The sequence below is a fragment of the Erythrobacter sp. 3-20A1M genome, assembly GCF_018636735.1.
GTDB lineage: Bacteria > Pseudomonadota > Alphaproteobacteria > Sphingomonadales > Sphingomonadaceae > Alteriqipengyuania.
The window spans coordinates 2,287,609-2,307,733 of sequence record NZ_CP045200.1 but is presented as its reverse complement, the minus strand read 5'-3'; the positions used below and the strand labels follow the sequence as shown (position 1 = coordinate 2,307,733).

Annotated in this window: 26 protein-coding genes and 1 pseudogene; 9 read left to right on the top strand and 18 right to left on the bottom strand. The window is 66.5% G+C overall.

The features are described from left to right. Positions 1 to 121 precede the first annotated feature (121 nt). Both rpmA and rplU read right to left on the bottom strand, forming a co-directional pair. Positions 122 to 391 carry a 50S ribosomal protein L27 gene (gene rpmA, locus F7D01_RS11345; RefSeq protein ID WP_215227660.1) on the bottom strand — a complete coding sequence of 90 codons (270 nt, stop codon included), beginning with the start codon at positions 389 to 391 and terminating at the stop codon, positions 122 to 124. Positions 392 to 403: 12 nt separating this feature from the next. After that, positions 404 to 922 (bottom strand): 50S ribosomal protein L21, encoded by a 519-nt coding sequence (rplU, locus tag F7D01_RS11340; protein ID WP_215227659.1) that lies wholly within the window; start codon positions 920 to 922, stop codon positions 404 to 406. 216 nt (positions 923 to 1,138) lie between these two features. On the opposite strand from rplU, the gene F7D01_RS11335 reads away from it, so the two are divergent. Next, positions 1,139 to 1,642, top strand: a complete 504-nt coding sequence (locus F7D01_RS11335) for a hypothetical protein (protein ID WP_215227658.1) — start codon at positions 1,139 to 1,141, stop codon at positions 1,640 to 1,642. Then, the gene (locus F7D01_RS11330; protein WP_215227657.1) at positions 1,642 to 2,328 is read left to right on the top strand and encodes a Crp/Fnr family transcriptional regulator; all 687 of its coding nucleotides are present in this window, start codon (positions 1,642 to 1,644) and stop codon (positions 2,326 to 2,328) included. The genes F7D01_RS11335 and F7D01_RS11330 overlap by 1 nt, the downstream gene beginning before the upstream one ends. Here the strand turns inward: F7D01_RS11330 and F7D01_RS11325 are convergent. The 16 genes from F7D01_RS11325 to coxB form a co-directional block, all read right to left on the bottom strand. After that, a complete protein-coding gene (locus F7D01_RS11325; protein WP_215227656.1) occupies positions 2,325 to 2,750 on the bottom strand; it encodes a hypothetical protein in 426 nt (141 codons plus the stop codon). The two genes, F7D01_RS11330 and F7D01_RS11325, sit on opposite strands and share 4 nt — an antisense overlap. Positions 2,751 to 2,824: 74 nt before the next feature. Then, the gene (locus F7D01_RS11320) at positions 2,825 to 3,310 is read right to left on the bottom strand and encodes a molybdenum cofactor biosynthesis protein MoaE (protein ID WP_215227655.1); all 486 of its coding nucleotides are present in this window, start codon (positions 3,308 to 3,310) and stop codon (positions 2,825 to 2,827) included. Beyond that, complete coding sequence (locus F7D01_RS11315) at positions 3,303 to 3,545, bottom strand: MoaD/ThiS family protein (RefSeq protein WP_215227654.1); 243 nt, start codon at positions 3,543 to 3,545, stop codon at positions 3,303 to 3,305. The genes F7D01_RS11320 and F7D01_RS11315 overlap by 8 nt, the downstream gene beginning before the upstream one ends. A 1-nt stretch (position 3,546) precedes the next feature. Then, positions 3,547 to 4,548 (bottom strand): GTP 3',8-cyclase MoaA, encoded by a 1,002-nt coding sequence (moaA, locus tag F7D01_RS11310; RefSeq protein ID WP_215227653.1) that lies wholly within the window; start codon positions 4,546 to 4,548, stop codon positions 3,547 to 3,549. Then, positions 4,541 to 4,894 carry a Rossmann fold domain-containing protein gene (locus F7D01_RS11305; protein WP_215227652.1) on the bottom strand — a complete coding sequence of 118 codons (354 nt, stop codon included), beginning with the start codon at positions 4,892 to 4,894 and terminating at the stop codon, positions 4,541 to 4,543. Before F7D01_RS11305 ends, moaA begins: the two co-directional genes overlap by 8 nt. A gap of 1 nt (position 4,895) precedes the next feature. After that, positions 4,896 to 5,267 (bottom strand): dihydroneopterin aldolase, encoded by a 372-nt coding sequence (locus tag F7D01_RS11300; RefSeq protein WP_215227651.1) that lies wholly within the window; start codon positions 5,265 to 5,267, stop codon positions 4,896 to 4,898. A 9-nt stretch (positions 5,268 to 5,276) separates the two neighbouring features. Continuing rightward, the gene (locus F7D01_RS11295) at positions 5,277 to 6,167 is read right to left on the bottom strand and encodes a class I SAM-dependent methyltransferase (RefSeq protein ID WP_215227650.1); all 891 of its coding nucleotides are present in this window, start codon (positions 6,165 to 6,167) and stop codon (positions 5,277 to 5,279) included. Beyond that, positions 6,167 to 7,567 carry a threonine synthase gene (thrC, locus tag F7D01_RS11290; protein WP_215227649.1) on the bottom strand — a complete coding sequence of 467 codons (1,401 nt, stop codon included), beginning with the start codon at positions 7,565 to 7,567 and terminating at the stop codon, positions 6,167 to 6,169. Before thrC ends, F7D01_RS11295 begins: the two co-directional genes overlap by 1 nt. Positions 7,568 to 7,610: 43 nt before the next feature. Continuing rightward, the gene (locus tag F7D01_RS11285) at positions 7,611 to 8,222 is read right to left on the bottom strand and encodes an SURF1 family protein (RefSeq protein ID WP_215227648.1); all 612 of its coding nucleotides are present in this window, start codon (positions 8,220 to 8,222) and stop codon (positions 7,611 to 7,613) included. 8 nt (positions 8,223 to 8,230) lie between these two features. Then, complete coding sequence (locus tag F7D01_RS11280) at positions 8,231 to 8,578, bottom strand: DUF983 domain-containing protein (RefSeq protein ID WP_251566771.1); 348 nt, start codon at positions 8,576 to 8,578, stop codon at positions 8,231 to 8,233. 53 nt (positions 8,579 to 8,631) lie between these two features. Next, the gene (locus F7D01_RS11275; protein WP_215227646.1) at positions 8,632 to 9,465 is read right to left on the bottom strand and encodes a cytochrome c oxidase subunit 3; all 834 of its coding nucleotides are present in this window, start codon (positions 9,463 to 9,465) and stop codon (positions 8,632 to 8,634) included. A 108-nt stretch (positions 9,466 to 9,573) separates the two neighbouring features. Then, entirely contained in the window at positions 9,574 to 10,149 is a 576-nt protein-coding gene (locus tag F7D01_RS11270; protein ID WP_215227645.1) for a cytochrome c oxidase assembly protein, read from the bottom strand. Between the two features lie 2 nt (positions 10,150 to 10,151). Further along, a complete protein-coding gene (locus tag F7D01_RS15395; RefSeq protein ID WP_255750256.1) occupies positions 10,152 to 10,277 on the bottom strand; it encodes a hypothetical protein in 126 nt (41 codons plus the stop codon). Positions 10,278 to 10,284: 7 nt separating this feature from the next. Then, the gene (locus F7D01_RS11265) at positions 10,285 to 11,199 is read right to left on the bottom strand and encodes a heme o synthase (RefSeq protein WP_215227644.1); all 915 of its coding nucleotides are present in this window, start codon (positions 11,197 to 11,199) and stop codon (positions 10,285 to 10,287) included. A gap of 119 nt (positions 11,200 to 11,318) precedes the next feature. Continuing rightward, a complete protein-coding gene (gene ctaD, locus F7D01_RS11260; protein WP_215227643.1) occupies positions 11,319 to 13,028 on the bottom strand; it encodes a cytochrome c oxidase subunit I in 1,710 nt (569 codons plus the stop codon). 47 nt (positions 13,029 to 13,075) lie between these two features. Beyond that, on the bottom strand, positions 13,076 to 14,281 hold the full coding sequence (gene coxB / locus F7D01_RS11255) for a cytochrome c oxidase subunit II (RefSeq protein ID WP_215227642.1): 1,206 nt from the start codon (positions 14,279 to 14,281) through the stop codon (positions 13,076 to 13,078). Between the two features lie 191 nt (positions 14,282 to 14,472). Here coxB and pyrE point away from each other — a divergent pair. The 7 genes and pseudogenes from pyrE (at position 14,473) to ruvX (ending at position 20,064) form a co-directional block, all read left to right on the top strand. Next, a pseudogene (gene pyrE, locus F7D01_RS11250) lies at positions 14,473 to 15,050 on the top strand (orotate phosphoribosyltransferase). Next, positions 15,050 to 15,805: a pyridoxine 5'-phosphate synthase gene (locus F7D01_RS11245; protein ID WP_215227641.1), complete on the top strand. Its 756-nt coding sequence runs from the start codon at positions 15,050 to 15,052 to the stop codon at positions 15,803 to 15,805. The pseudogene pyrE and the gene F7D01_RS11245 overlap by 1 nt, the downstream one beginning before the upstream one ends. Positions 15,806 to 15,926: 121 nt before the next feature. Further along, complete coding sequence (gene acpS / locus F7D01_RS11240) at positions 15,927 to 16,328, top strand: holo-ACP synthase (RefSeq protein WP_215227640.1); 402 nt, start codon at positions 15,927 to 15,929, stop codon at positions 16,326 to 16,328. Next, on the top strand, positions 16,325 to 17,209 hold the full coding sequence (lepB, locus tag F7D01_RS11235) for a signal peptidase I (RefSeq protein WP_215227639.1): 885 nt from the start codon (positions 16,325 to 16,327) through the stop codon (positions 17,207 to 17,209). Before acpS ends, lepB begins: the two co-directional genes overlap by 4 nt. Next, the gene (locus F7D01_RS11230; protein ID WP_215227638.1) at positions 17,206 to 18,348 is read left to right on the top strand and encodes an AI-2E family transporter; all 1,143 of its coding nucleotides are present in this window, start codon (positions 17,206 to 17,208) and stop codon (positions 18,346 to 18,348) included. The genes lepB and F7D01_RS11230 overlap by 4 nt, the downstream gene beginning before the upstream one ends. Continuing rightward, on the top strand, positions 18,338 to 19,594 hold the full coding sequence (locus F7D01_RS11225) for a DUF3089 domain-containing protein (RefSeq protein WP_215227637.1): 1,257 nt from the start codon (positions 18,338 to 18,340) through the stop codon (positions 19,592 to 19,594). The genes F7D01_RS11230 and F7D01_RS11225 overlap by 11 nt, the downstream gene beginning before the upstream one ends. Next, complete coding sequence (gene ruvX, locus F7D01_RS11220) at positions 19,570 to 20,064, top strand: Holliday junction resolvase RuvX (RefSeq protein ID WP_215227636.1); 495 nt, start codon at positions 19,570 to 19,572, stop codon at positions 20,062 to 20,064. Before F7D01_RS11225 ends, ruvX begins: the two co-directional genes overlap by 25 nt. Positions 20,065 to 20,125: the final 61 nt, after the last annotated feature.

The window sequence follows — 20,125 nt, the reverse complement described above, 5'->3', positions numbered from 1 at the left end:
TGAAACAGAGGGAGAAACGACAAGAGGGAGACGGGTCGGCCCCATCTCCCTCTTCGTCTGCCGGTGCGTCAGCCCGGCTGGGACCGTCCCGTCTGGACGATCCCGTTAGCGAACCGTCCGGTTATTCCGCGGCTTCCGCCTGCATGTCGACCGATACGAATTTGCGGCCGAGCTTGCCCGAATGGAATCGGACAATGCCGTCGGTCAGCGCGAACAGCGTGTGGTCCTTGCCCATCCCGACATTGCTGCCCGGATAGAACTTCGTCCCGCGCTGGCGCACGATAATGTTGCCGGCAACCACGTCCTGGCTGCCGAACTTCTTCACGCCGAGGCGACGGCCGGCTGAGTCGCGGCCGTTGCGGGAGGAGCCGCCTGCTTTTTTATGTGCCATGGTTGCTGCTCCTTACTTTTCGTCGGCGGCCGGTTTGGCGGCCTTCTTCGGCGCGGCCTTCTTGGCAGGCGCCTTGTCGTCTGCGGCCTTGGCCGGGGCGGCGTCCTTCTTGGGCGCGGCCTTCGTCGCCTTGGGCGCGGCCTTCTCTTCCGAAGTGTCCTTCGTCGGAGCGGCCTTGGTCTCGGCCTTCGGAGCCGCGTCCTGCTTCGCCGCGGCCTTCTTCTCCGCCTTCGAATCGCCGACCGCGGTGATGCGCAGCAGCGTCATCTGTTGGCGGTGGCCGTTCTTGCGGCGATAGTTGTGGCGACGCCGCTTCTTGAAGACGATGACCTTCTCGGACTTCGCCTGCGCGATGATTTCGGCGGACACGGTCACCTTGCCGGCTTCCGACATCTGCTCGCCGTCGCCGGCCAGCAGGACATCGCCCAGCGTAACGGTGTCGCCGGCTTCACCAGCGAGCTTCTCGACCGCGATCTTGTCTCCGGCGGCAACCCGGTATTGCTTGCCGCCTGTGCGCACTACTGCGAACATGGGTTTCAACTTCCAATCGTATTGCTGTGCCGATCCCGCTCTTCGGAAACGGCGCGGCCGGGGGCCAGCCATAGGCAGGCACCCCGAAAGATGGGTGCCGTTAAGGGAAGCATCGGCCGAAGTCAACGCCTGCGGCGCGCCTCGCGGACAAAAATCCGCCACTGTCCGCCGCTCGCGGCTGGCACCCGCGCGCCTGCATGATATGGGGGAGGCACGATGATCCGCAAGTTCGCTACCTCCCTGAGCCTCGCCCTCATGCTGTCCGCCTGCGCCTCCAGCGGCGATTTCCCATCGCTGGCGATCCGCGATGCGGAGCGGGCGGAGGGGCAATTCGCGGCGCCCGAACCCGCGCCACCGCCGCCGCTGCCCGCACCTCTCAGCGCCGACATGACGCAACGGCTAACGCAGATCGTCGATCAGGCGCAGGCGGCGCATTCCGATTTCACGAAAGCCCTTCCCGCGGCCAAGCGACGCGTCGCAGCGGGGCTGCGCGCCGCCGACGGCACCGATGCGCGCGGTGACGCGCTGGTCGCGCTCGCCGACCTCGAATCGATTCGCACCCGCACCGCGGTGCCGCTGGCCGATATCGACATCCTCTACACCGACGAGGCCGTGCGCGGCGATTTGCGCGATGCGGTGGTCGAGGCGCGCGCGACCGTCACCGACCTGATCGCGCAGGAAGATGCGGCGCTGGCGAAGCTTTCGGGCGGGGGCGCCTGATGCCCGATTGCATACACTGCCCCGTCCGCGAAAGCGCCGCCTGCGCGGTGCTGGAAGAGGACGAACGCGAGGCCCTGGCGCGCAGCGGCCGCAACCTGACCGCGCAGCGCGGCGAGACGGTCTTCGCCGCCGGGGACGAGAACACCGCCTGTGCCACGCTGGTGTCAGGCGCGCTGAAGGTTCGCTCCGTCGATCCCGAAGGGCGCGAACGAATCCTCGCGCTGATCCACCCCGCGGGGTTCGTGGGCGAGATGTTCGCGCCCTTCGCCAGCCACGACATCGTCGCACTGACCGAAAGCAGGCTTTGCGTGTTCGGGCGCGGCGCGATGGAGCGCGCGATCGAAGACCACCCCGCCCTCGCCCGCGCATTGCTGCGCCGCTCGCAAGCCGCGCTGCACGAAAGCCGCAGCCTGCTGGAAATGACGGCCCAGGGCCGGGCCGAGGCCCGTCTGGCCGCGCTGCTGCTGGATTTCGCCGCCGCAGCAAGTCATTCGCCCTGTCACGGGACGGAGCGGTTCGACCTGCCGCTGTCGCGCGGGGACATCGCCAACCTCCTCGGTCTGACGATCGAGACGGTCAGCCGCAAGATCGGCGCGTTCGAAAGCGAGGGGTCGATCCGGCGCGAAGGGCGGCGCGGGATCGAACTGCTCGACCCCGCGCATCTTGCCGAGATAGCCGGGCGCTAGACCAGCGCGGCGATCGTCACCACGGTCAGCCCCCAGGCCGCGATCAGCACCGGCAGGATCAGCATCTGGATCGTCGCGTCGCGTGCCTTCAGCCGCCCCGTGGCGGTCATGATCCCGCGATCGCCGAACTGGCGCCAGCGCAGGGCCGGCGTGCGGCTGCCGTCCGGCGCGAGGCGGGTCCAGATGGTCGGAACCGCGAACCCGGCGACGATAAACAGGGCGAAGATCGCCATCGGGATCGCCAGTTGCGGGCTCGCGAAACCGGTCGCCATCACGCCGAGGAACCCGAGATAGAGCCCCACCGTCGCCATGTAGAGGCGGCGCGGCAGTTCGAAGCTGCGATCGACCACCGTCGGCGCGTGCGGCGGCGCGACGATTTGCGCGTTACCCTGCAGAAGCTGCTGTTCGATCCGTTTCGACATGACCTGTTCTCCTTTGTCCGGAGACGGTTATGCCGCGCCTGTCCCGCGCCGTGTTTGATCCCGATCAAATCCGTTCAGGAATTATCCCAGCGGGCGCGATCGGCATGGTCGGCATCGCGCGGTTCGATCCAGTGCCAGCCGCCCTCCTCGCCCGAGCCCCGGCGCTCGCGTTTCCAGAACCACGCCGCGCTTTTGAGATGGTCCATCGCGAAATCGACCGCATCGAACGCATCGCGGCGATGACGCGCGGCAGCGGCGACCAGCACGATCGCCTCGCCCGGCCGCATCATGCCGACGCGGTGCCAGGCCAGTAGGCCGTCGAGCGAGAACCGCTCCAGCGCCTGCGCGGCGAGATCCTGCATGCCTGCCAATGTCAGCGGCTCGTAATGCGTGAGCTCAAGTGCCTTCACATCCTCGCCGGGTCGCACCTTGCCGACGAAGCTGGCGACGCCGCCTGCGTCCGGGTGCGCGGCGGTGAAGCCCGCCAGCGCTTCCCCGACCGACAGCCCCTTCTCCAGCACGCGCACATCGGCGGGGGTGACGATAGATAGCCTAGCCACCGGAGACCGGCGGCAGCAGCGCGACCTCGTCGCCGTCCTGCGCGTTCAGCTGCATCTTGTCGGAAAGTACGCGCCCGGCGCAGGCGACGTTGACGCGGTCGTCGCGCAATTGCCCGGCGATCTCTGGACCGACCATCGCGAGCAGCCGCTCCCAGTCTAGCGGCGCGTCGACCTGCCGTTCGGGCTCCCTTGCCAGGTCGCGCAAGGGACCGAGGAACACCACAGTCACCGCCATCTCAGCCGCCGGTCACCGACATGTGGCGATCTAGCGTAGGCGCTTCGCCTTCGCCGATACGGAAATCGTGCCGCTCCGGCTTGATCGCCATCGCGGTGTCGAGCGCATCGGCCAGCCGCGTCTGCGGATCGTCGGAGCGCAGCGCCGCGCGCAGATCGACTCGCTCTCCGCCGCCGAGGCAGGGGAACAGCTGCCCGGTCGCGGTCACGCGGATGCGGTTGCATCCGGCGCAGAAATTGTTCGACAGCGGGGTGATGAGCCCGATCCGCCCGCCGGTCTCCGCCACCTCGAAATAGCGCGAGGGTCCGCCGGTGGTGTGACTGGACGGCGTCAGGCTGAACCGCTCCGCCAGCCGATCCTCCACCGCAGCGAGCGGCAGGTAATGGTCGACCCGGTTCTCATCAACCTCGCCGAGCGGCATGGTCTCGATCAGGGTGACGTCGTGCCCCTCCCCGTGTGCCCAGGCTACGATGTCGGGAATTTCCGCGTCGTTCACGCCCTTCATGGCGACGGTGTTGAGTTTCACTTTCAGGCCCGCCGCCTTCGCCGCGGCGATCCCGCCCAGCACCTGCGCCAGCGCGTCGCGGCGCGACAGCCGCTGGAACGTGGCGCGGTTCAGCGTGTCGAGCGAGATGTTGATTCGTTGCACACCGCTGTCGGCCAGGAGCTGGGCCTTGTCGGCCAGTTGGGTCGCGTTGGTGGTGAGCGTAACCTCGTCCAGCTCCGCCCCGACATGGCGGCCCAGCGCGCGCACGAGATCGGTCACGTCGCGCCGCACCAGCGGCTCGCCACCGGTCAGGCGGATCTTGCGCACGCCGCGATCCATGAAACCGCGCGCCAGATCGTAGCATTCCTCCAGGCTCAGGATGTCCTTGCGCGGCAGGAACTGCATGCGTTCGGGCATGCAATAGGTGCAGCGCAAATCGCACCGGTCGGTCACCGACAGCCGCAGATAGGTGATGCGGCGGCCGAAGGTGTCGATCAGGGGTGCGGGTTCAGCCATTCTGTCCAGATGGGTTGCCCGCCCCGAAACCGTCAAGCTCGAGATACTGCCCGGTGATGCCCGGCGCGTCGGCGAGGAAGGCACAGGCGGCATCGATCGCGGCGGGATCGTCGCCCGCGACGATGTTCACCCGCGTATCGGGATAAGCGCGGGCGAGATCGCGTGCGGCGGCACGGCGCCAGTCGGCATGATCGAAGGGAGCGGGAGCGAGCACTATGGTGAGAGCGCCCGCCCCGCCGCTTAGTTCCGCGCGAGCCTTCGCGGCCCATTCGCCATGGAACCGGGCCGCGGCATCGAGCGCGTGTTCGCCCAGCATGCCGACCTGCATGACCACGGCGTCCGCCATATCAGCGCCGCTCGCGCGTCAGGGTAATGCCGATCTTCTCGTTCGCGGTGGCGATGGCGAGTTTGACGATTTTCACCGTAACTGCCTTCACCCGCTGGTCCTGCAGCAGCAGCGTCTCGCATATATGATCCGCCACCGCTTCGATCAGCTTGAAATGCACCCCCTCAGGCAGTGCCCCGGTCGCGGCGAATTTCAGATCCATGTAGTTCTTGCTGTCCGCCAGCGGCGTGTCGGGATCGTAGCGATCCGCCACCTTGTAATCGACCGCGATGGAAATGCGCAGCGGCTGCGGCTTTCCCGTCTCCTCCGAATAGATCCCGGTCAGGACATCGGTTTCGATATCATCGAATTGCAGGGTCAGCGAATCGGCCATCGGTGGCTTCTAGCCTTCATTGCGCCAGCGCGCGAAGATCGCCGTGGGCAGCAGCCGCGCACCCTCGCCCTGCTCCTGCACCGCCAGTTCGCCGTGCTCGACCACACCGGGCAGATCGGCGAACAGTTCGGCCAGCAATCCTCCGAGCGCAAGGCTGCTCATCCGCACAGCATAGACGGTCAGGAACAGGAAGCGGCTGTCGGGATCCAGCAGGCGACGGCAATCGGCGACCAGCGGGCCAAGCCCCTCCTCGATCCGCCATGTCTCGTTCTTTGGCCCGCGCCCGAATTTCGGCGGGTCGAGGATGATTCCGTCATAGCGGTTGCCGCGGCGGACCTCGCGCGCGGCGAACTTGGCCGCATCGTCCACCAGCCAGCGGATCGGGCGATCCTCCATGCCGGAGGCGAGCGCGTTCTCGCGCGCCTGGGCGACGGATTTTTTGCTCGCATCGACATGGGTAACGGGGCCGCATTCGCTCAGCGCCAGCGTGCCGACGCCGGTATAGCCGAACAGGTTCATCGTCTGCGCATCGGGCTTGCCCTTCAGCGTTCCGCGCATCCAGTCCCACACCGGGGCCATGTCGGGGAAGAAGCCGAGATGGCGGAAGGGGGTGCATTGCGCGGTGAAGCGCGCCTCGCGCCAGGCCAATGGCCAGCCCTGCTCCGGCACCGCGCGCGACAACTGCCAGCGCCCGCCGCCGTCCTCGTCCGCGCCGGGCACGAACTCACCGTCGGCCTGCCAATCCGCGACGCGCGGCGTCCACAGCGCCTGCGGTTCGGGCCGCACGAAGCTATGGGGGCCGAAGCTTTCCCATTTTCGGCCGTGCCCGCTGTCGAGCAGGCGGTAATCGTCCCACCCCTCGCCAGCCATCAGCACCGGCTCGCGGCGAAACTCGGCCATCAGGCGCTGGGGGCCGCGGTGTCGAGGATATAGGCCGTCAGCGCATCGTAATCGGCAGACAGCTCCACGAAGCGCTCCTCGCGCGCGAACAGGTCGCCGATCCGGCTGGGCAGCGCGGGGCGCACGCCGGTCGCCCGCTCCACCGCATCGCGGAACTTGGCCGGATGCGCGGTCGCGAGCGTCACGACCGGCACGCCGGCAGGCAGCTCGACCTCGTGCGCGGCGTGGAGGGCGATGGCGGTATGAGGATCGATGATCTGGGCGGCGTGCTCGCACGCCCGCCGCATCGCCTGCGCCATCGCGTCCGGATCGGTGCGAACGCTGGTGAACAGCGCCGCCGCCCCGCCGCGCTGCGCATCGCTGAGTCGCATGGCCCGGCTGCCTTCGAACCCGTGCATCTGCGCCGCCAGCGCCGCGCCGTCGCGCCCGCCGCAATCGAACAGCAACCGCTCGAAATTGGAGCTGACCTGGATGTCCATGCTCGGCGCGGCGGTGGGCGTCACTTCGCCCGCGGAATAATCGCCGGCGGACAGCGCGCGGTGCAGGATGTCGTTCACATTGGTCGCTACGATCAGCCGCTCGATCGGCAGCCCCATCCGCGCCGCGACATAGCCCGCGAAGACATCGCCGAAATTGCCGGTGGGTACGCTGAAGGCGACCGGGCGGTCGGGCGAGCCAAGCTGCAATCCGGCGGCGAAGTAATACACCACCTGCGCCATCAGCCGTGCCCAGTTGATGGAATTGACCGCGCCCAGCCGCAGCGTGCCGGTCAGTGCGCTGTCGCCGAACATCCGCTTCACCGCAGCCTGCCCGTCGTCGAAGCTGCCGGTGATCGCGATGTTGTGCACGTTGGGGGCCAGCACCGTGGTCATCTGGCAGCGCTGCACGTCGCTGATCCGCCCCGCCGGATGGAGCATGAATATCTCCACCCCGTCGCGCCCCGCCACCGCGTCGATCGCCGCGCTGCCGGTGTCGCCGCTGGTGGCGCCGACCAGCGTCAGCCGCTCGCCCCGCCGCGCCAGGAACGTCTCGAACAATTGCCCCAGCAATTGCAGCGCGACGTCCTTGAACGCGAGCGTGGGGCCATGGAACAGTTCCAGCAGCCAGTGCCGCTCGTCTACTTGGGCCAGCGGCACCACGGCGCTGTGGGCAAAGCGCGCATAGGCGGTGCGGGTCAGTTCATGCAGTTCCTCGAAACCCAGGCTCTCGCCGACGAAGGGGTGCATGACCCGGGCGGCAAGCTCCGCATAGGGCAGGCCCCGCCAGGACGCGATCTCGGGGGGCGAGAATTGCGGCCATTCTTCGGGCACGTAGAGGCCGCCATCGGCCGCGAGGCCGGTCAGCGTGACCTGCTCGAAATCGAGCACGGGGGCGGAACCGCGGGTAGAAATGTAGCGCATGGTGGCGCGGGTTTAGCGGCGCGAATCGGGGCGCACAAGAAAGCTAGTCTTGCGGCGGCGCGAGATCGGCCTCCCACTCATCTTCTTCTTCCCGGCGCTGCGGGCGAGCGCCGCGGCGGCCCAGCGCGAGCGCGTAGATCACCAGCGCAGTAGCAGCGAAAATGAACCACTGCCAGGCGTAGGCGAGGTGGTTGTTCGGGATTTCGCTCGGGTCCGGGCGCTGGAGCGGAGAAAGCCCGGCAACCGGTGGATCGGCGACCAGCCGCGGCCCTGGGGCCACGATCCCCGACACCGTGCCGCCCGCCCAGCTCGGCCCGTCGGGTGCGCGGGTCCAGCCCAGCAGCACCAGCGCCTCGCCCCCATCCGGCAACGCACAGCGCGCGGTCTGCGCCCAGCCCGGCGTACCATTGGCGGAGGTCCCTGCCCGGGCACTGCTTTCGATTACTCGCGAACATCGCAGGGTGGCACGGCGATAGAGCGCCTGCTTCGCCGCCGCATCGCTCTCCGGCCACGAGACCGGCTCCCTGATCGTCACAGCGTCGCGATAGGTGGCGAGCAGCGCCTCCTTCTCGTCCAAGCGGCCCAGCTGCCAGAAGCCGAGGCCGATCATCGTCGCGACGGCGGCCAGCACCACGATCGTCGGGATCAGGGGCATGCGCCCCCTCACGGCTCGCGCCGCCCCGCCTCACCCGCGCTGTGACGATATTCGTTACGGATGAGCGCGCCCTTCGCCAGGCGCAGCCCGGCGAGCGTCAGCACGATGCTGAGCGGCAGCCACAGGATCACATGGACCCACCACGGGGGCGAGACCGCGACCTCCAGCCATGCGGCCAGCCCCACGACCAGCGAGCCCACGATCAGGATGAGGAACGCGGCCGGACCATCGCCGACGTTAAACTGCGAAAAATCTAGCCCGCACGCGCGGCAACGCGGGGCGAAACGCACGATCCCGTCGAACAGCGTGCGCGCCCCGCAGCGCGGGCAGAGACCGAAAAGGGCAGCCTCGCGCATGGCGGGCTGCCCCCCTTGGTGATCGGTTGCCTTTTGGTCGGGCTCGCCCGGGGTCATCCGTGGATTTCGGCGCCCCAGCCACCCCAGACATAGACGACGACGAACAGGAACAGCCACACGACGTCGACGAAGTGCCAGTACCAGGCAGCGGCTTCGAAGCCGAAATGCTGGCGCGGGGTGAAGTGGCCCAGATAGGTGCGACGCAGGCAGACGATCAGGAAGATCGTGCCGACGATGACGTGGAACCCGTGGAAGCCGGTCGCCATGTAGAAGGCGCTGGAATAGGTGTTCCCACCGAAGGCGAACGGCGCGTGCATGTATTCGTAAGCCTGGATGCAGCTGAAGATCACGCCCAGGATGATCGTGGCCCACAGGCCCATCTTAAGACCTTCGCGGTCACCGTTGATCAGCGAGTGGTGAGCCCAGGTCACGGTGGTGCCCGAACAAAGCAGGATCAGGGTGTTGAGCAGCGGCAAATCGAACGGGTTCATCACCGCTTCGATGGCCTTGGGCGGCCAGACGCCGCCGACCACCTCGGAAATCTGGCTGGGGAAGAGCGCGAAGTCGAACCAGCTCCAGAACCAGCCGACGAAGAACATGACCTCCGACGCGATGAACAGGATCATGCCGTAACGCATGTGCAGCTGCACCACCGGCGTGTGATCGCCCCGCTGCGCTTCCTTCACGATATTGGAGAACCAGCTGAAGAAGGTCGCGATCAGACCGGCGACGCCGAGGCCGAGCACGATGTACCACGCACTGCCGAACGTATCGGGGTGCATGAACAGCACCAGCCCGCTGGTGAAGGTAACCGCCGATACCGAGCCGATGAACGGCCAGATGTCGGGTGCGAGAATATGATAATCGTGGTTCTTGGCGCCGGCCATGAAGTCTGTCCTGTCAGCGTGGCGGATAAGGTCTGGCGTCTGCCCTTAGTGCGCCTTTGCCGAACGGTCCAGACCCCCGATAACAGGGAATCGGCGACCGCGCCCCGGTCAGGACGGCTGATCCTTCGCCTCGTGGAAGGTGTAGCTCAGCGTAATCTGCTCCACGCCCTTCATATTGGGGTCGTCGAGCGCCTTGGGATCGACGTAGAACAGCACCGGCATGCGCACTTCCTGACCCGGCTGCAGGGTCTGCTCGGTAAAGCAGAAACACTGGATCTTGTTGAAATAGGGTCCGGCCTGCTCGGGCTCCACGTTGTAGGTCGCGGCACCCGTGATCGCGTGATCCGAAGTATTGCGGGCGTAGAAGAACGCCATGTCGCGCTGACCAATCTGGACCGTGTCGGTGGTCTGTTCGGGGCCGAACTCCCACGGCATGCCGCGTGCCACACTGCCGTCGAAACGGATGGATATCTGCGGAAGGCCAGCGCTTTTCGCCATCTGTTCGGCGAGGACGGCATCGTTGTCGGTCGCGACCTGGGTGGTGCCGGCGAAGCCGGTAACGCGGCAAAACAGGTTGTAGAGCGGCACGGCCGCGAATCCCAGGCCCAGCATTGCGGCGGCCATCGCGAACATCATGATCCCGACCCGCTTGTTGCGGTTCTGCGTCGTGGCCGCGCCCGCCATGCTCAGTCCCCCAGCCGCACGATCGTGATCGCGTAGAACAAGACCACGAAGAACAGCAGCACGCCGCCCAGGGCGTAGTTGCGGCTGCGCTGGCGGCGACGGATCTCGGCTTCTTCCTCGGGGGTCATGTCGGCCTCAAAGATAAGGCGCTGCGACGCGGTCGACAACCAGCGCGGCGAACAGCGCGAACAGATAGACGATGCTGAAGGCGAACAGCCGCTTCTCCGGCTTCATCGCGTCCGGGACCGGCGGATCGCGGAACGCGACCGGGATCGACAGCAGCGCGAAGGCCAGCGTCAGCACCAGCGCAACGACGCCGTAGATCGCACCCGCTCCGCCGATATACCACGGTGCCAGTGCGAAGGGCACCAGCAGGATCGAATAGATCAGGATCTGGCGCCGGGTGCTGCGCGCCCCGCGCACGACCGGCATCATCGGAATGCCCGCCTTGGCGTAATCGCTCTGCACGAACAGGGCGAGGGCCCAGAAATGCGGCGGCGTCCACATGAAGATGATCGCGAACAGGATCAGCGGCATCGCCGTGATATGACCCGTCACCGCGACCCAGCCGATCAGCGGCGGGAAAGCGCCAGCTCCACCGCCGATGACGATGTTCTGCGGCGTGCGCGGCTTCAGCCAGATGGTGTAGACGATCGTGTAATAAAGGATCGACAGCGCCAGCAGACCGGCGGCGAGCCAGTGCACCGCCAGGCCCATCACCATGACCGAGCCGACACACAGCAGCATGCCGAAGCCCAGCGCGTCGCCCTTGACCAGTCGCCCGGCCGGCAGGGGGCGGCCCGCCGTCCGCTTCATCCCCGCATCGATTTCGGCTTCCCACCACATATTCAGGGCACCCGCCCCGCCCGCGCCCAGCGCGATGCACAGGATCGCGGTGAAGCCGATGATCGGATGGATGGTACCCGGCGCGGCGAGGAGGCCGCACAGGCCCGTGAAGATCACCAGCCGCATGACGCGTGGCTTCGTCAGCGCGAAGAAATCCCGCCAGTCGGCAGGCATCGGGGTGGAGGAAGGAGAGGCTGTGGTCATGCGTCTCGGTCGGCTTGCGCGGCGGCCCCGTCAATAGAGCGACGGCCCGGAGCGGTCAGCCCGGGCCGTCACTGGTGTCTCGTGCGGCCACTCGCCGGGGGCGAAGGACCGGGTTCGAATCAGGCGACCGTAGAACGATGGTCCTGACGGGGCGCGTCGGCGTCGATCACCGGCAGCGTCTCGAACTGGTGGAACGGCGGCGGGCTCGACAGCGTCCATTCAAGCGTGGTCGCACCCTCGCCCCAATAGTTCGGCGCCGCGCGCTTGCCGGCCACGAAGGCATAGACGAGGTTCACGAAGAACACGCCCATCGAAATCGCCATGATGATGTAGCCGACGCTGGCGACATGGTTCCAGTGCGCGAACGCTTCCGCATAGTCGGGGTAGCGGCGCGGCATGCCGTTCATGCCCAGGAAGTGCATGGGGAAGAAGATCACGTTCACGCCGATGAAGAAAAGCCAGAAGTGGATGTGCGCGAGCACTTCCGAATGCCAGCGGCCGCTCATCTTCGGGAACCAGTAGTAGAAGCCCGCGAAGAGCGAGAACACCGCACCCATCGACAGCACGTAGTGGAAGTGCGCCACCACATAGTAGGTGTCGTGCAGGTTGTCGTCGATGCCGCCATTGGCGAGCACGACGCCGGTCACGCCGCCCACGGTGAACAGGAAGATGAAGCCCAGCGCCCACACCATCGGCGATTTGAACTCGATCGAACCGCCCCACATGGTGGCGATCCAGCTGAAGATCTTCACGCCGGTCGGGACCGCGATCACCATGGTAGCCGCAGTGAAATACATCTTCGTGTTCACGTCTAGGCCGGTCGTATACATGTGGTGCGCCCACACGATGAAGCCGACGACGCCGATCGCGACCATGGCGTAGGCCATGCCGAGATAGCCGAACACCGGCTTGCGGCTGAAGGTCGCCACGATCTGGCTGATCATGCCGAAGCCCGGCAGGATCATGATGTAGACCTCGGGGTGGCCGAAGAACCAGAACAGGTGCTGGTACAGGATCGGATCGCCACCACCGGCTGCGTCAAAGAAGGTCGTGCCGAAGTTGCGATCGGTGATCAGCATGGTGATCGCGGCGGCGAGTACCGGCAGCGCGAGCAGCAGCAGGAAGGCGGTGACCAGCACCGACCACACGAACAGCGGCATGCGGTGCAGCGTCATACCCGGCGCGCGCATGTTGAAGATGGTGGTGATGAAATTGGTCGCACCCAGGATCGAGCCCGCACCCGCAAGGTGGAGCGAGAAGATCGCGAAATCCACGGCGGGCCCGGTCGAACCGCTGGTCGACAGCGGGGCGTAGACAGTCCAGCCGGTCCCGGCACCGAGGCCGGTCGCGTCACCTGGCACGAACATGGAGAACATCAGCGAGCAGAAGCCAGCGACGGTCAGCCAGAACGACACATTGTTCATGCGCGGGAAGGCCATGTCCGGCGCGCCAATCATGATCGGCACGAACCAGTTGCCGAAACCGCCGATCATCGCGGGCATGACCATGAAGAACACCATGATCAGGCCGTGGGCGGTGATCAGCACGTTCCACATATGCAGATTGGCCTCGATATTGGCCGTTCCGCCCACCGCGTTTACCCAGAAGCCGAGATACTGGATGCCCGGCTCCGCCAGCTCGGCGCGCATGACGCCCGAGATGCCACCGCCGATGATGCCCGCGCAGATCGCGAAGATCAGGTACAGCGTGCCGATATCCTTGTGGTTCGTCGACATGAACCAGCGGGCGAAGAAGGACGGCTTATGATCGGCGTGCGAGTGATCGTGATCCTCGGTATGTGCCTGGAAGCCTTCAGCGGTGGTAGCCATGATGCTCTTTCGTTTGGGTATCTGTCAGCGCTATTCGTTCGGTCGGGTCAGACCGCGGGCGATGCGATGGGCTGGTTTTCCAGCGGCTTTTCTTCATTGTTGGCGGGCGGCTCGACCCCGGTACCGCTCGGCGGATTGCGAGTCTGCGCGTCTTCGAATTCGCCCGCCTCGCCCTGCGCGGCTCCGCCAGCCGGCTCTTCCTTCTGGAAGCTGCCGCCCTTGGTCAGCACCCATTGGCGCCAGCGCGCCATCGGAACCGCCTCGATCGCGATCGGCATGTAGCCGTGCTTCGCGCCGCACAGTTCCGAACACTGGCCGTAATAGATGCCCGGCTCCTTGATCGTCAGCAGGCGCTCGTTGATGCGACCCGGAACCGCGTCGAGCTTGAACCACAGGCTCGGCACGGCGAAGGAGTGGATCACGTCGGCACCGGTGGTCTGGATGCGCAGCGGCACGCCCACGGGCACGACCATGCGGTTGTCCACTTCGAGATGGGTCGGACCGTCCCACGGTTCCGTGCCGTTCATGCGGGTCGTCGGGTTCACCTTCGGCTCGCCTGGCGTGTTCAGCATGTAGGAGATCACTTCGAACCCACCCTGGTCCGGATAGGTATAGCCCCAGTACCACTGGTAGCCGGTCGCCTTGATCGTGATCGCGTCCTTCGGCGGGCTCTTGTACTGGCGCGCCAGCAGCGAGATCGACGGCACCGCGATCACCACCAGGACCAGCACCGGAACGAGCGTCCAGATCACTTCGATCAGCGTATTGTGCGTGGTGCGCGAAGGCGCGCGGTTCTCGCGGCGGCGATATTTCGCGACCACGAACAGCAGCAGGAACAGCACGAACAGGCTGATCACCACAATCACCGGCAGCAGGATCGCATCGTGCATCCACAGCGCGAACTCGCCATCGTCGCTGTACTGCTTCTGGAAATGCATGCTCGCGAGCGGGCTTTCCTCGTAGGAGGTCGGCTGCCCCTTGATCATGTCTGGGCCCATCGGAACGTAGGAACCGGCCTCAGCTGCCTCGCCCGTGTCGGCGGCGACCTGGTCCGCTGCGGCGGAGTCGCTCGCCTGCGGTGCCGCGGTGGCTTCGCCAACGGGCTGCGCCGCCGGGGCCTGAACCGAGGCCTGCGGAGGGGCCGCGTAAGCACCCTGCGCCGTGAAGGCGAGCAGGATCGCGGCGCACAGCATGGCCAGGATCCGGCCGGCCGTAAGGCGGTTGTTGTCGCGAAGCCAGGAGGCGGAAATCATCGGTCAGCGAGTCCCATTATCTTGTCTCGAAAGCCGCGCGCACGGCGGCATCAACCATCCCGCCCAGGCGGAGGTTCGTGCGGGCCTATACGCATGCTTGCCCCCTGTCTCAAGCGCTTCTAGGGAGTTTTTTGCGCGCAGCACGCGCGTTTGCACCCCTGCCGCAGCGTAAGGCCCGCCAGAAAAATCCCATGACAGACGACGAAGTCCTCGCCGAATTCCGCAGTTGCGACGCCCTGCTGGAGGGTCACTTCAAGCTTTCGTCGGGCCGCCACAGCGCATTCTATCTACAATGCGGGCGCCTGTTGATGAATGCCGACCGGCCGGGCGGCTGGCGGTCGCATTGTGCCAGAAAATCCCGCGCGACATCCGCAGCCGGATCGACACGGTGGTCAGCCCCGCTATGGGCGGCCTCATCATCGGACACGAGATGGGCCGCGCGCTGGGCAAGGACGCGATCTTTCTGGAGCGGCCCGAGGGCACGTTCCACCTGCGCCGCGGTTTCCGGCTCGATCCGGGGGCGAAGGTGCTGATGGTGGAAGATGTGGTCACCACCGGGCTCTCCAGCCGGGAGGCGATCGCCGCCGTGGCGCGTGAAGGTGGCGAAGTGGTCGCCGAGGCCGCACTGGTCGATCGCAGCGGCGGCACCGCCGATCTGGGCGTCCCCTTCTTCCCGCTGGTCGAGATCAATTTCCCGACCTACGCCGAGGACGAAATCCCGCCTGAACTCGCGGCGGTACCGGTGACCAAGCCGGGCAGTCGCAAATAATGGACGAGCGCCCCTCTTTGAACAAGTTGCGCCTCGGCGTGAATATCGATCACGTCGCGACCATCCGCAACGCCCGCGGGGGCGACCATCCCGATCCGGTCCGCGCGGCCGAGATCGTGGCCGAAGTCGGGGGCGACGGAATTACCGCCCATCTGCGGGAAGACCGGCGCCATATCCGCGACGGCGATTTGAAGCGCATTCAGGACGCGACCGGCCTGCCGCTCAATCTCGAAATGGCGGCGACCGAGGAAATGCTGGCGATCGCGCTTGCCCACGCGCCGCATGCGGCCTGCATCGTGCCGGAAAAGCGCGAAGAGCGCACGACCGAGGGCGGGCTGGACGCGGCGGGGCTGCACAACCAGCTTGCGCCCGTGGTCAGCCGCCTCACTGATGCGGGCATCCGCGTCTCGCTGTTCATAGAAGCCGATCCGCGTCAGCTCGAGGCGGCGATACGCCTCGGCGCGCCGGTGGTCGAATTCCACACCGGCGAATACGCGCATGCCGGGCTCGACGGCGACGGCGAGCGGGTCGCGGTTGAACTGAAGCGGATTGCCGACATGGCGGCGCTGGCGGCGAAGAACGGGATCGAACCGCACGCCGGCCACGGCCTCACCTACGAGAACGTGCAGCCGATCGCCGCCATCCCGCAGATCGCGGAACTCAATATCGGGCATTTCCTGATCGGCGAAGCGGTGTTCGTCGGGCTGGAAACGGCGGTGCGCCGCATGCGCGATCTGATGGATGAAGCGCGGTGAGGCACGGCCTTTCCGTTTCGTCGCCCCGGCCCATGAGCCGAGGCAAGGCTCCGGTTTGCACGGCGCAGCAAGAGAGCACCACCCCGGATCACGTCCGGGGTGACGGCTTGGGAGAGCCGTCATGATCATCGGCCTCGGCTCCGACCTGTGCAATATCGAGCGAATCCAGAACTCTCTGGACCGCTTCGGCGAACGCTTCGAGAATCGCGTCTTCACCGATATCGAGCGGGCCAAGGCGCGGCGCAGGCCCTTCACCATCGCCGGCACCTACGCCAAGCGGTTCGCGGCGAAGGAGGCGTTCAGCAAGGCGGTCGGCACGGGTTTCCGGCGCGGCGTCTTCATGAAGGATATCGGCGTCGTCAATGCGAAGTCCGGCGCGCCGACCCTGGAACTGGCGGGCGGCGCGGCGGAGCGGCTTGCGGAAATGGTGCCGGAAGGCCATGAAGCACGCATTCATCTGACCCTCACCGACGATCACCCATGGGCGCAGGCCTACGTGATCATCGAGGCGATCCCGCTATGACTTCGGATACCCGTACCACCGTGAGCGACACCCCCGACACCAAGCACGACGAGAAGGGCCGCGAGAAGGTCAACTGGCTCGCGGAACTGCGCGGGCTCGCCCTGATGCTGCTCGCGGTGCTCGCGTTCCATAGCCTGGTGGCGAAGCCGTTCTACATCCCCTCGCCCTCGATGATGCCCAACCTGCTGGTCGGCGACCGGCTTATCGTGAGCAAATATCCCTACGGCTACAGCTGGGCCTCGGCGAGTTTCCACCTGCTCCCGCGCGGCCACTGGCGCCTGTTCGGTCACACGCCCGAATATGGCGACATCGTGATCCCGGTCCATCCCGAGCGTGACGAGGATTACATCAAGCGCGTGGTCGCCCGCCCCGGCGATACCATCGCGGTCCGCAACGGGCAGATCGTCCTCAACGGCAAGCCGGTGCCGCAGGAGGCGGAGCCCCCGCTCGACCTGCCGCTCGATGCCAACATGAATTGCGACTACGCCGATTTCGAGCGGGTGCGGACCAAGGATGGCAAGGAAGCCTGCCGCGTGCCCGTCTATCGCGAGACCATGCCGAACGGTGCGACCTACCTCGTCATCGATTCGATTCCCGATGCGCCGCTCGACAATTACGGCCCGATCACCGTGCCGCAGGATGCGGTGTTCGTCATGGGCGACAATCGCGATCATTCGGCGGATAGCCGCGCGACCATCGCCGAAATGGGCCTGGGCGGACCGATCCCGCTGGAAAACCTGGGCGGACGGGCCGAGTTCATCACCTTCTCCTTCGACGGGACGGCGAGCTGGAACCCGCTCACATGGTGGGGCGCGCTGCGCGACGGCCGCGCATGGACGACCTTGCGCCCGGCCAAGGTCGACAAGGCCGAAACCCGATGAGCGACCAGCAGCAGGGGGACACCGGGACTGACCAGCCGATGGGGGCAAGTCCGTCGTTCATCTCCAACCCGTTGATGCGGCAGGAAGCCCAACGGGCGATGATCTGGGCCGTGGTCGCAGGGCTGGTGATCCTGGGTGTTTACGTCTCCCAATCCCTCCTCGTGATCTTCGGCGCACTGGTCTTCGCCGCGATCATCGACGGGGGCGCGCGCCTGATCGGAAAGGTGCTGCCCATAGGTCGCACGTGGCGGATCGCCCTGGTATTGATCCTGGCCGTCGCCTTCTTCGTCTGGCTCACCTATTATGCGGGGAGCCAGATCGCGCAGCAGGCAGCCGCCCTGCCCGAAATCATCCAGACCCAGACCGCGCGACTCCTCCAGTTCGCACGGGAGAACGGCCTGTCGGTCCAGGTGCAGGACCTGCAATCCTACTCCAGCCAGCTGATGAGCGGCGTCGGCACCGTCACCGCAGCGCTGACGGGGTTGGTAGGCGGGCTGACCACCATGGTGCTGATCCTGATCATCGGCATATACGTCTCGCTCGAGCCCAAGCTCTACGAGCGGGGCCTCGAATGGATGGCGCCGCGCCACCGCCGCTCCAGCCTGAGCGTGACGATGGACCGCATGGCACAAACGATGCGCCGCCTCATGGCGGGACGTCTGCTGGGCATGTTCGTGGAAGGCGTGTTCACCTACATCGCGCTGTCGCTGCTCGGCATCCCGATGGCCGCGCTACTCGGAATCCTGACCGGCCTGCTCGCCTTCATTCCCAATATCGGCGCGGTCGTGTCAGGCCTGCTGATGGCGCTGGTCGGCTTCTCCGTCGATATGCAGACCGGCATTTACGCGATCGCGGTCTATTTCTTCGTGCAGACCTTCGACGGCTATGTCGTGGTGCCGATGATCGCCAAAAAGACGGTCGACCTCGCCCCGGCCCTAGTGCTCGGCATGCAGTTGATAATGGGCATCCTGTTCGGCATTCTCGGTCTCTTCCTCGCCGATCCGCTGCTGGCGATGATCAAGGTGATGCTGGAACGCCGGGCCGAGGAGACCGATGCGGAGGAACGCGCCGCGCGCGATGCCGAGCGTCTGCTCGACCATACCCCGGCAGCGAACGAGCCCCCCGCCCATGGTGCGTAAGTTCCTGTACGCCGTGGCGATCGTCATCGCCCTCGTCATCGCGGCGGGCATCGCGCTTGTCATCTGGTCGCGGCAGGCCACCGAATACGCCTTCGTCCCGCGCGGCGCATTCACCGAACAGGCGGCGCTGGCCGAAAACGCCTACGAAGACCCATCGATGTGGTATTCGCGGCCTGGCATCGGTATCTCCGACCCATCGCGCTACCAGCCCGCCGTGGCCCAGGCCGAACCCGAGACGGGGGAGACCCCTTCGCCCGACAATCCCGCCGCCGAGCGGACCCTGCGTCAGCCCGATCTCGAATCCCGGGCCGCGCAGACCGCAACCGATGCGGGCGAACCGGCCGACCCGGCCGCCACGCCTGATTTCGCGGTCTTCTTCATCCACCCGACCAGCTACATCCCGGTCAATCTGCGCGACGAGGTGAACTGGAATGCCTCGCTGGGCGACCAAGAGGCGGAGAACCGCGCTCGCCTGTTCCTGCAAGGCATGGCTAGCGCGTTCAACCGCGCGGACGAAATCTGGGCTCCGAAATACCGCCAGGCGGCGGTCGGCGCGTTCCTGACCGACAAGCCCGAGGCGACCAAGGCTATCGACGCCGCCTATCGCGACGTGGCGCAGGCGTTCGACTATTTCGTCGCCAGCGTCGATCCCGACAAGCCGATCGTCCTCGCCGGGCATAGCCAGGGCGCGCTGCTGACGCTCTATCTGTTGCAGCGTAAGGTGAAAGGCACGCCGCTGGAGAAGCGGATCGCCGCGGTCTACGCCATCGGCTGGCCGATCTCGGTCGAACACGATCTCCCTGCCCTCGGCCTGCCTGCCTGCGCCACCGCCGGGCAGGCGCATTGCATCGTCAGCTACGAGAGCTTCGCCGACGACGGCGATCCGCAAATGCTGATGGAGCGGTATGAAGCTACGCCGGGCTTCGACGGGCAGGCGCGCGGCGACGGCCCCGTCCTGTGCGTCAATCCAATCACCGGCACGATCAATGGCGAGGCCCCCGCATCGGCCAACCTCGGCACGTTAGTGCCCAGCGCGGACTTGCGTTCGGCCAGCCTGTTGCGCGGCTCCGTCCCTGCGCGCTGCGATGCGAGCGGGTTGTTGCGCATCGGTTCGCCCCCCGAAATGGGGTCCGCCGTGTTGCCCGGCGACAACTACCACGTTTACGACATTCCGCTGTTCTGGCGGAACCTGCAGGAGGACGTGGTGCGCCGCGTGGCGGCATGGGCGAACAACCGACCCGCCTGATTACCGACAGCGCGCTGCAATTCGCCGACGCCCTGCCCGATGGCGGGGTGCTGCTGGCGCTCGACCTCGGCACCAAGACGATCGGTCTCGCGACCTGCGATGCGGGCTGGCGCTTCGCCACTGCGGGCAAGACGCTGCCGCGCGGCAAGTTCAGCCGCGACCGGCTGGCGCTGGAGAAGATCGTCGGCGATCGGGGCGTGACCGGCATCGTTATCGGCCTGCCCCGCAACATGGACGGCAGCGAGGGCCCGCGCGCCCAGGCGAGCCGGGCCTATGCCCGCAACCTGTCCGAAGCGCTGGAGCTGCCGGTGCTGCTGTGGGACGAACGCTGGTCGACGCAGAGCGCGGACATGGCGATGATCGGCCAGGGAACCAGCCGCGCAAAACGTGCCGAACGGATCGACAGCCACGCGGCCGCGGTGTTCCTGCAAGGGGCCATCGATGCCCTGTCCGGGCCCGGCTTCGACTGACATCCACGGGTGGCGAAGGTTACCGCGCACCCCAACAACCCTCTTGCCTCTTCCCCCGGTT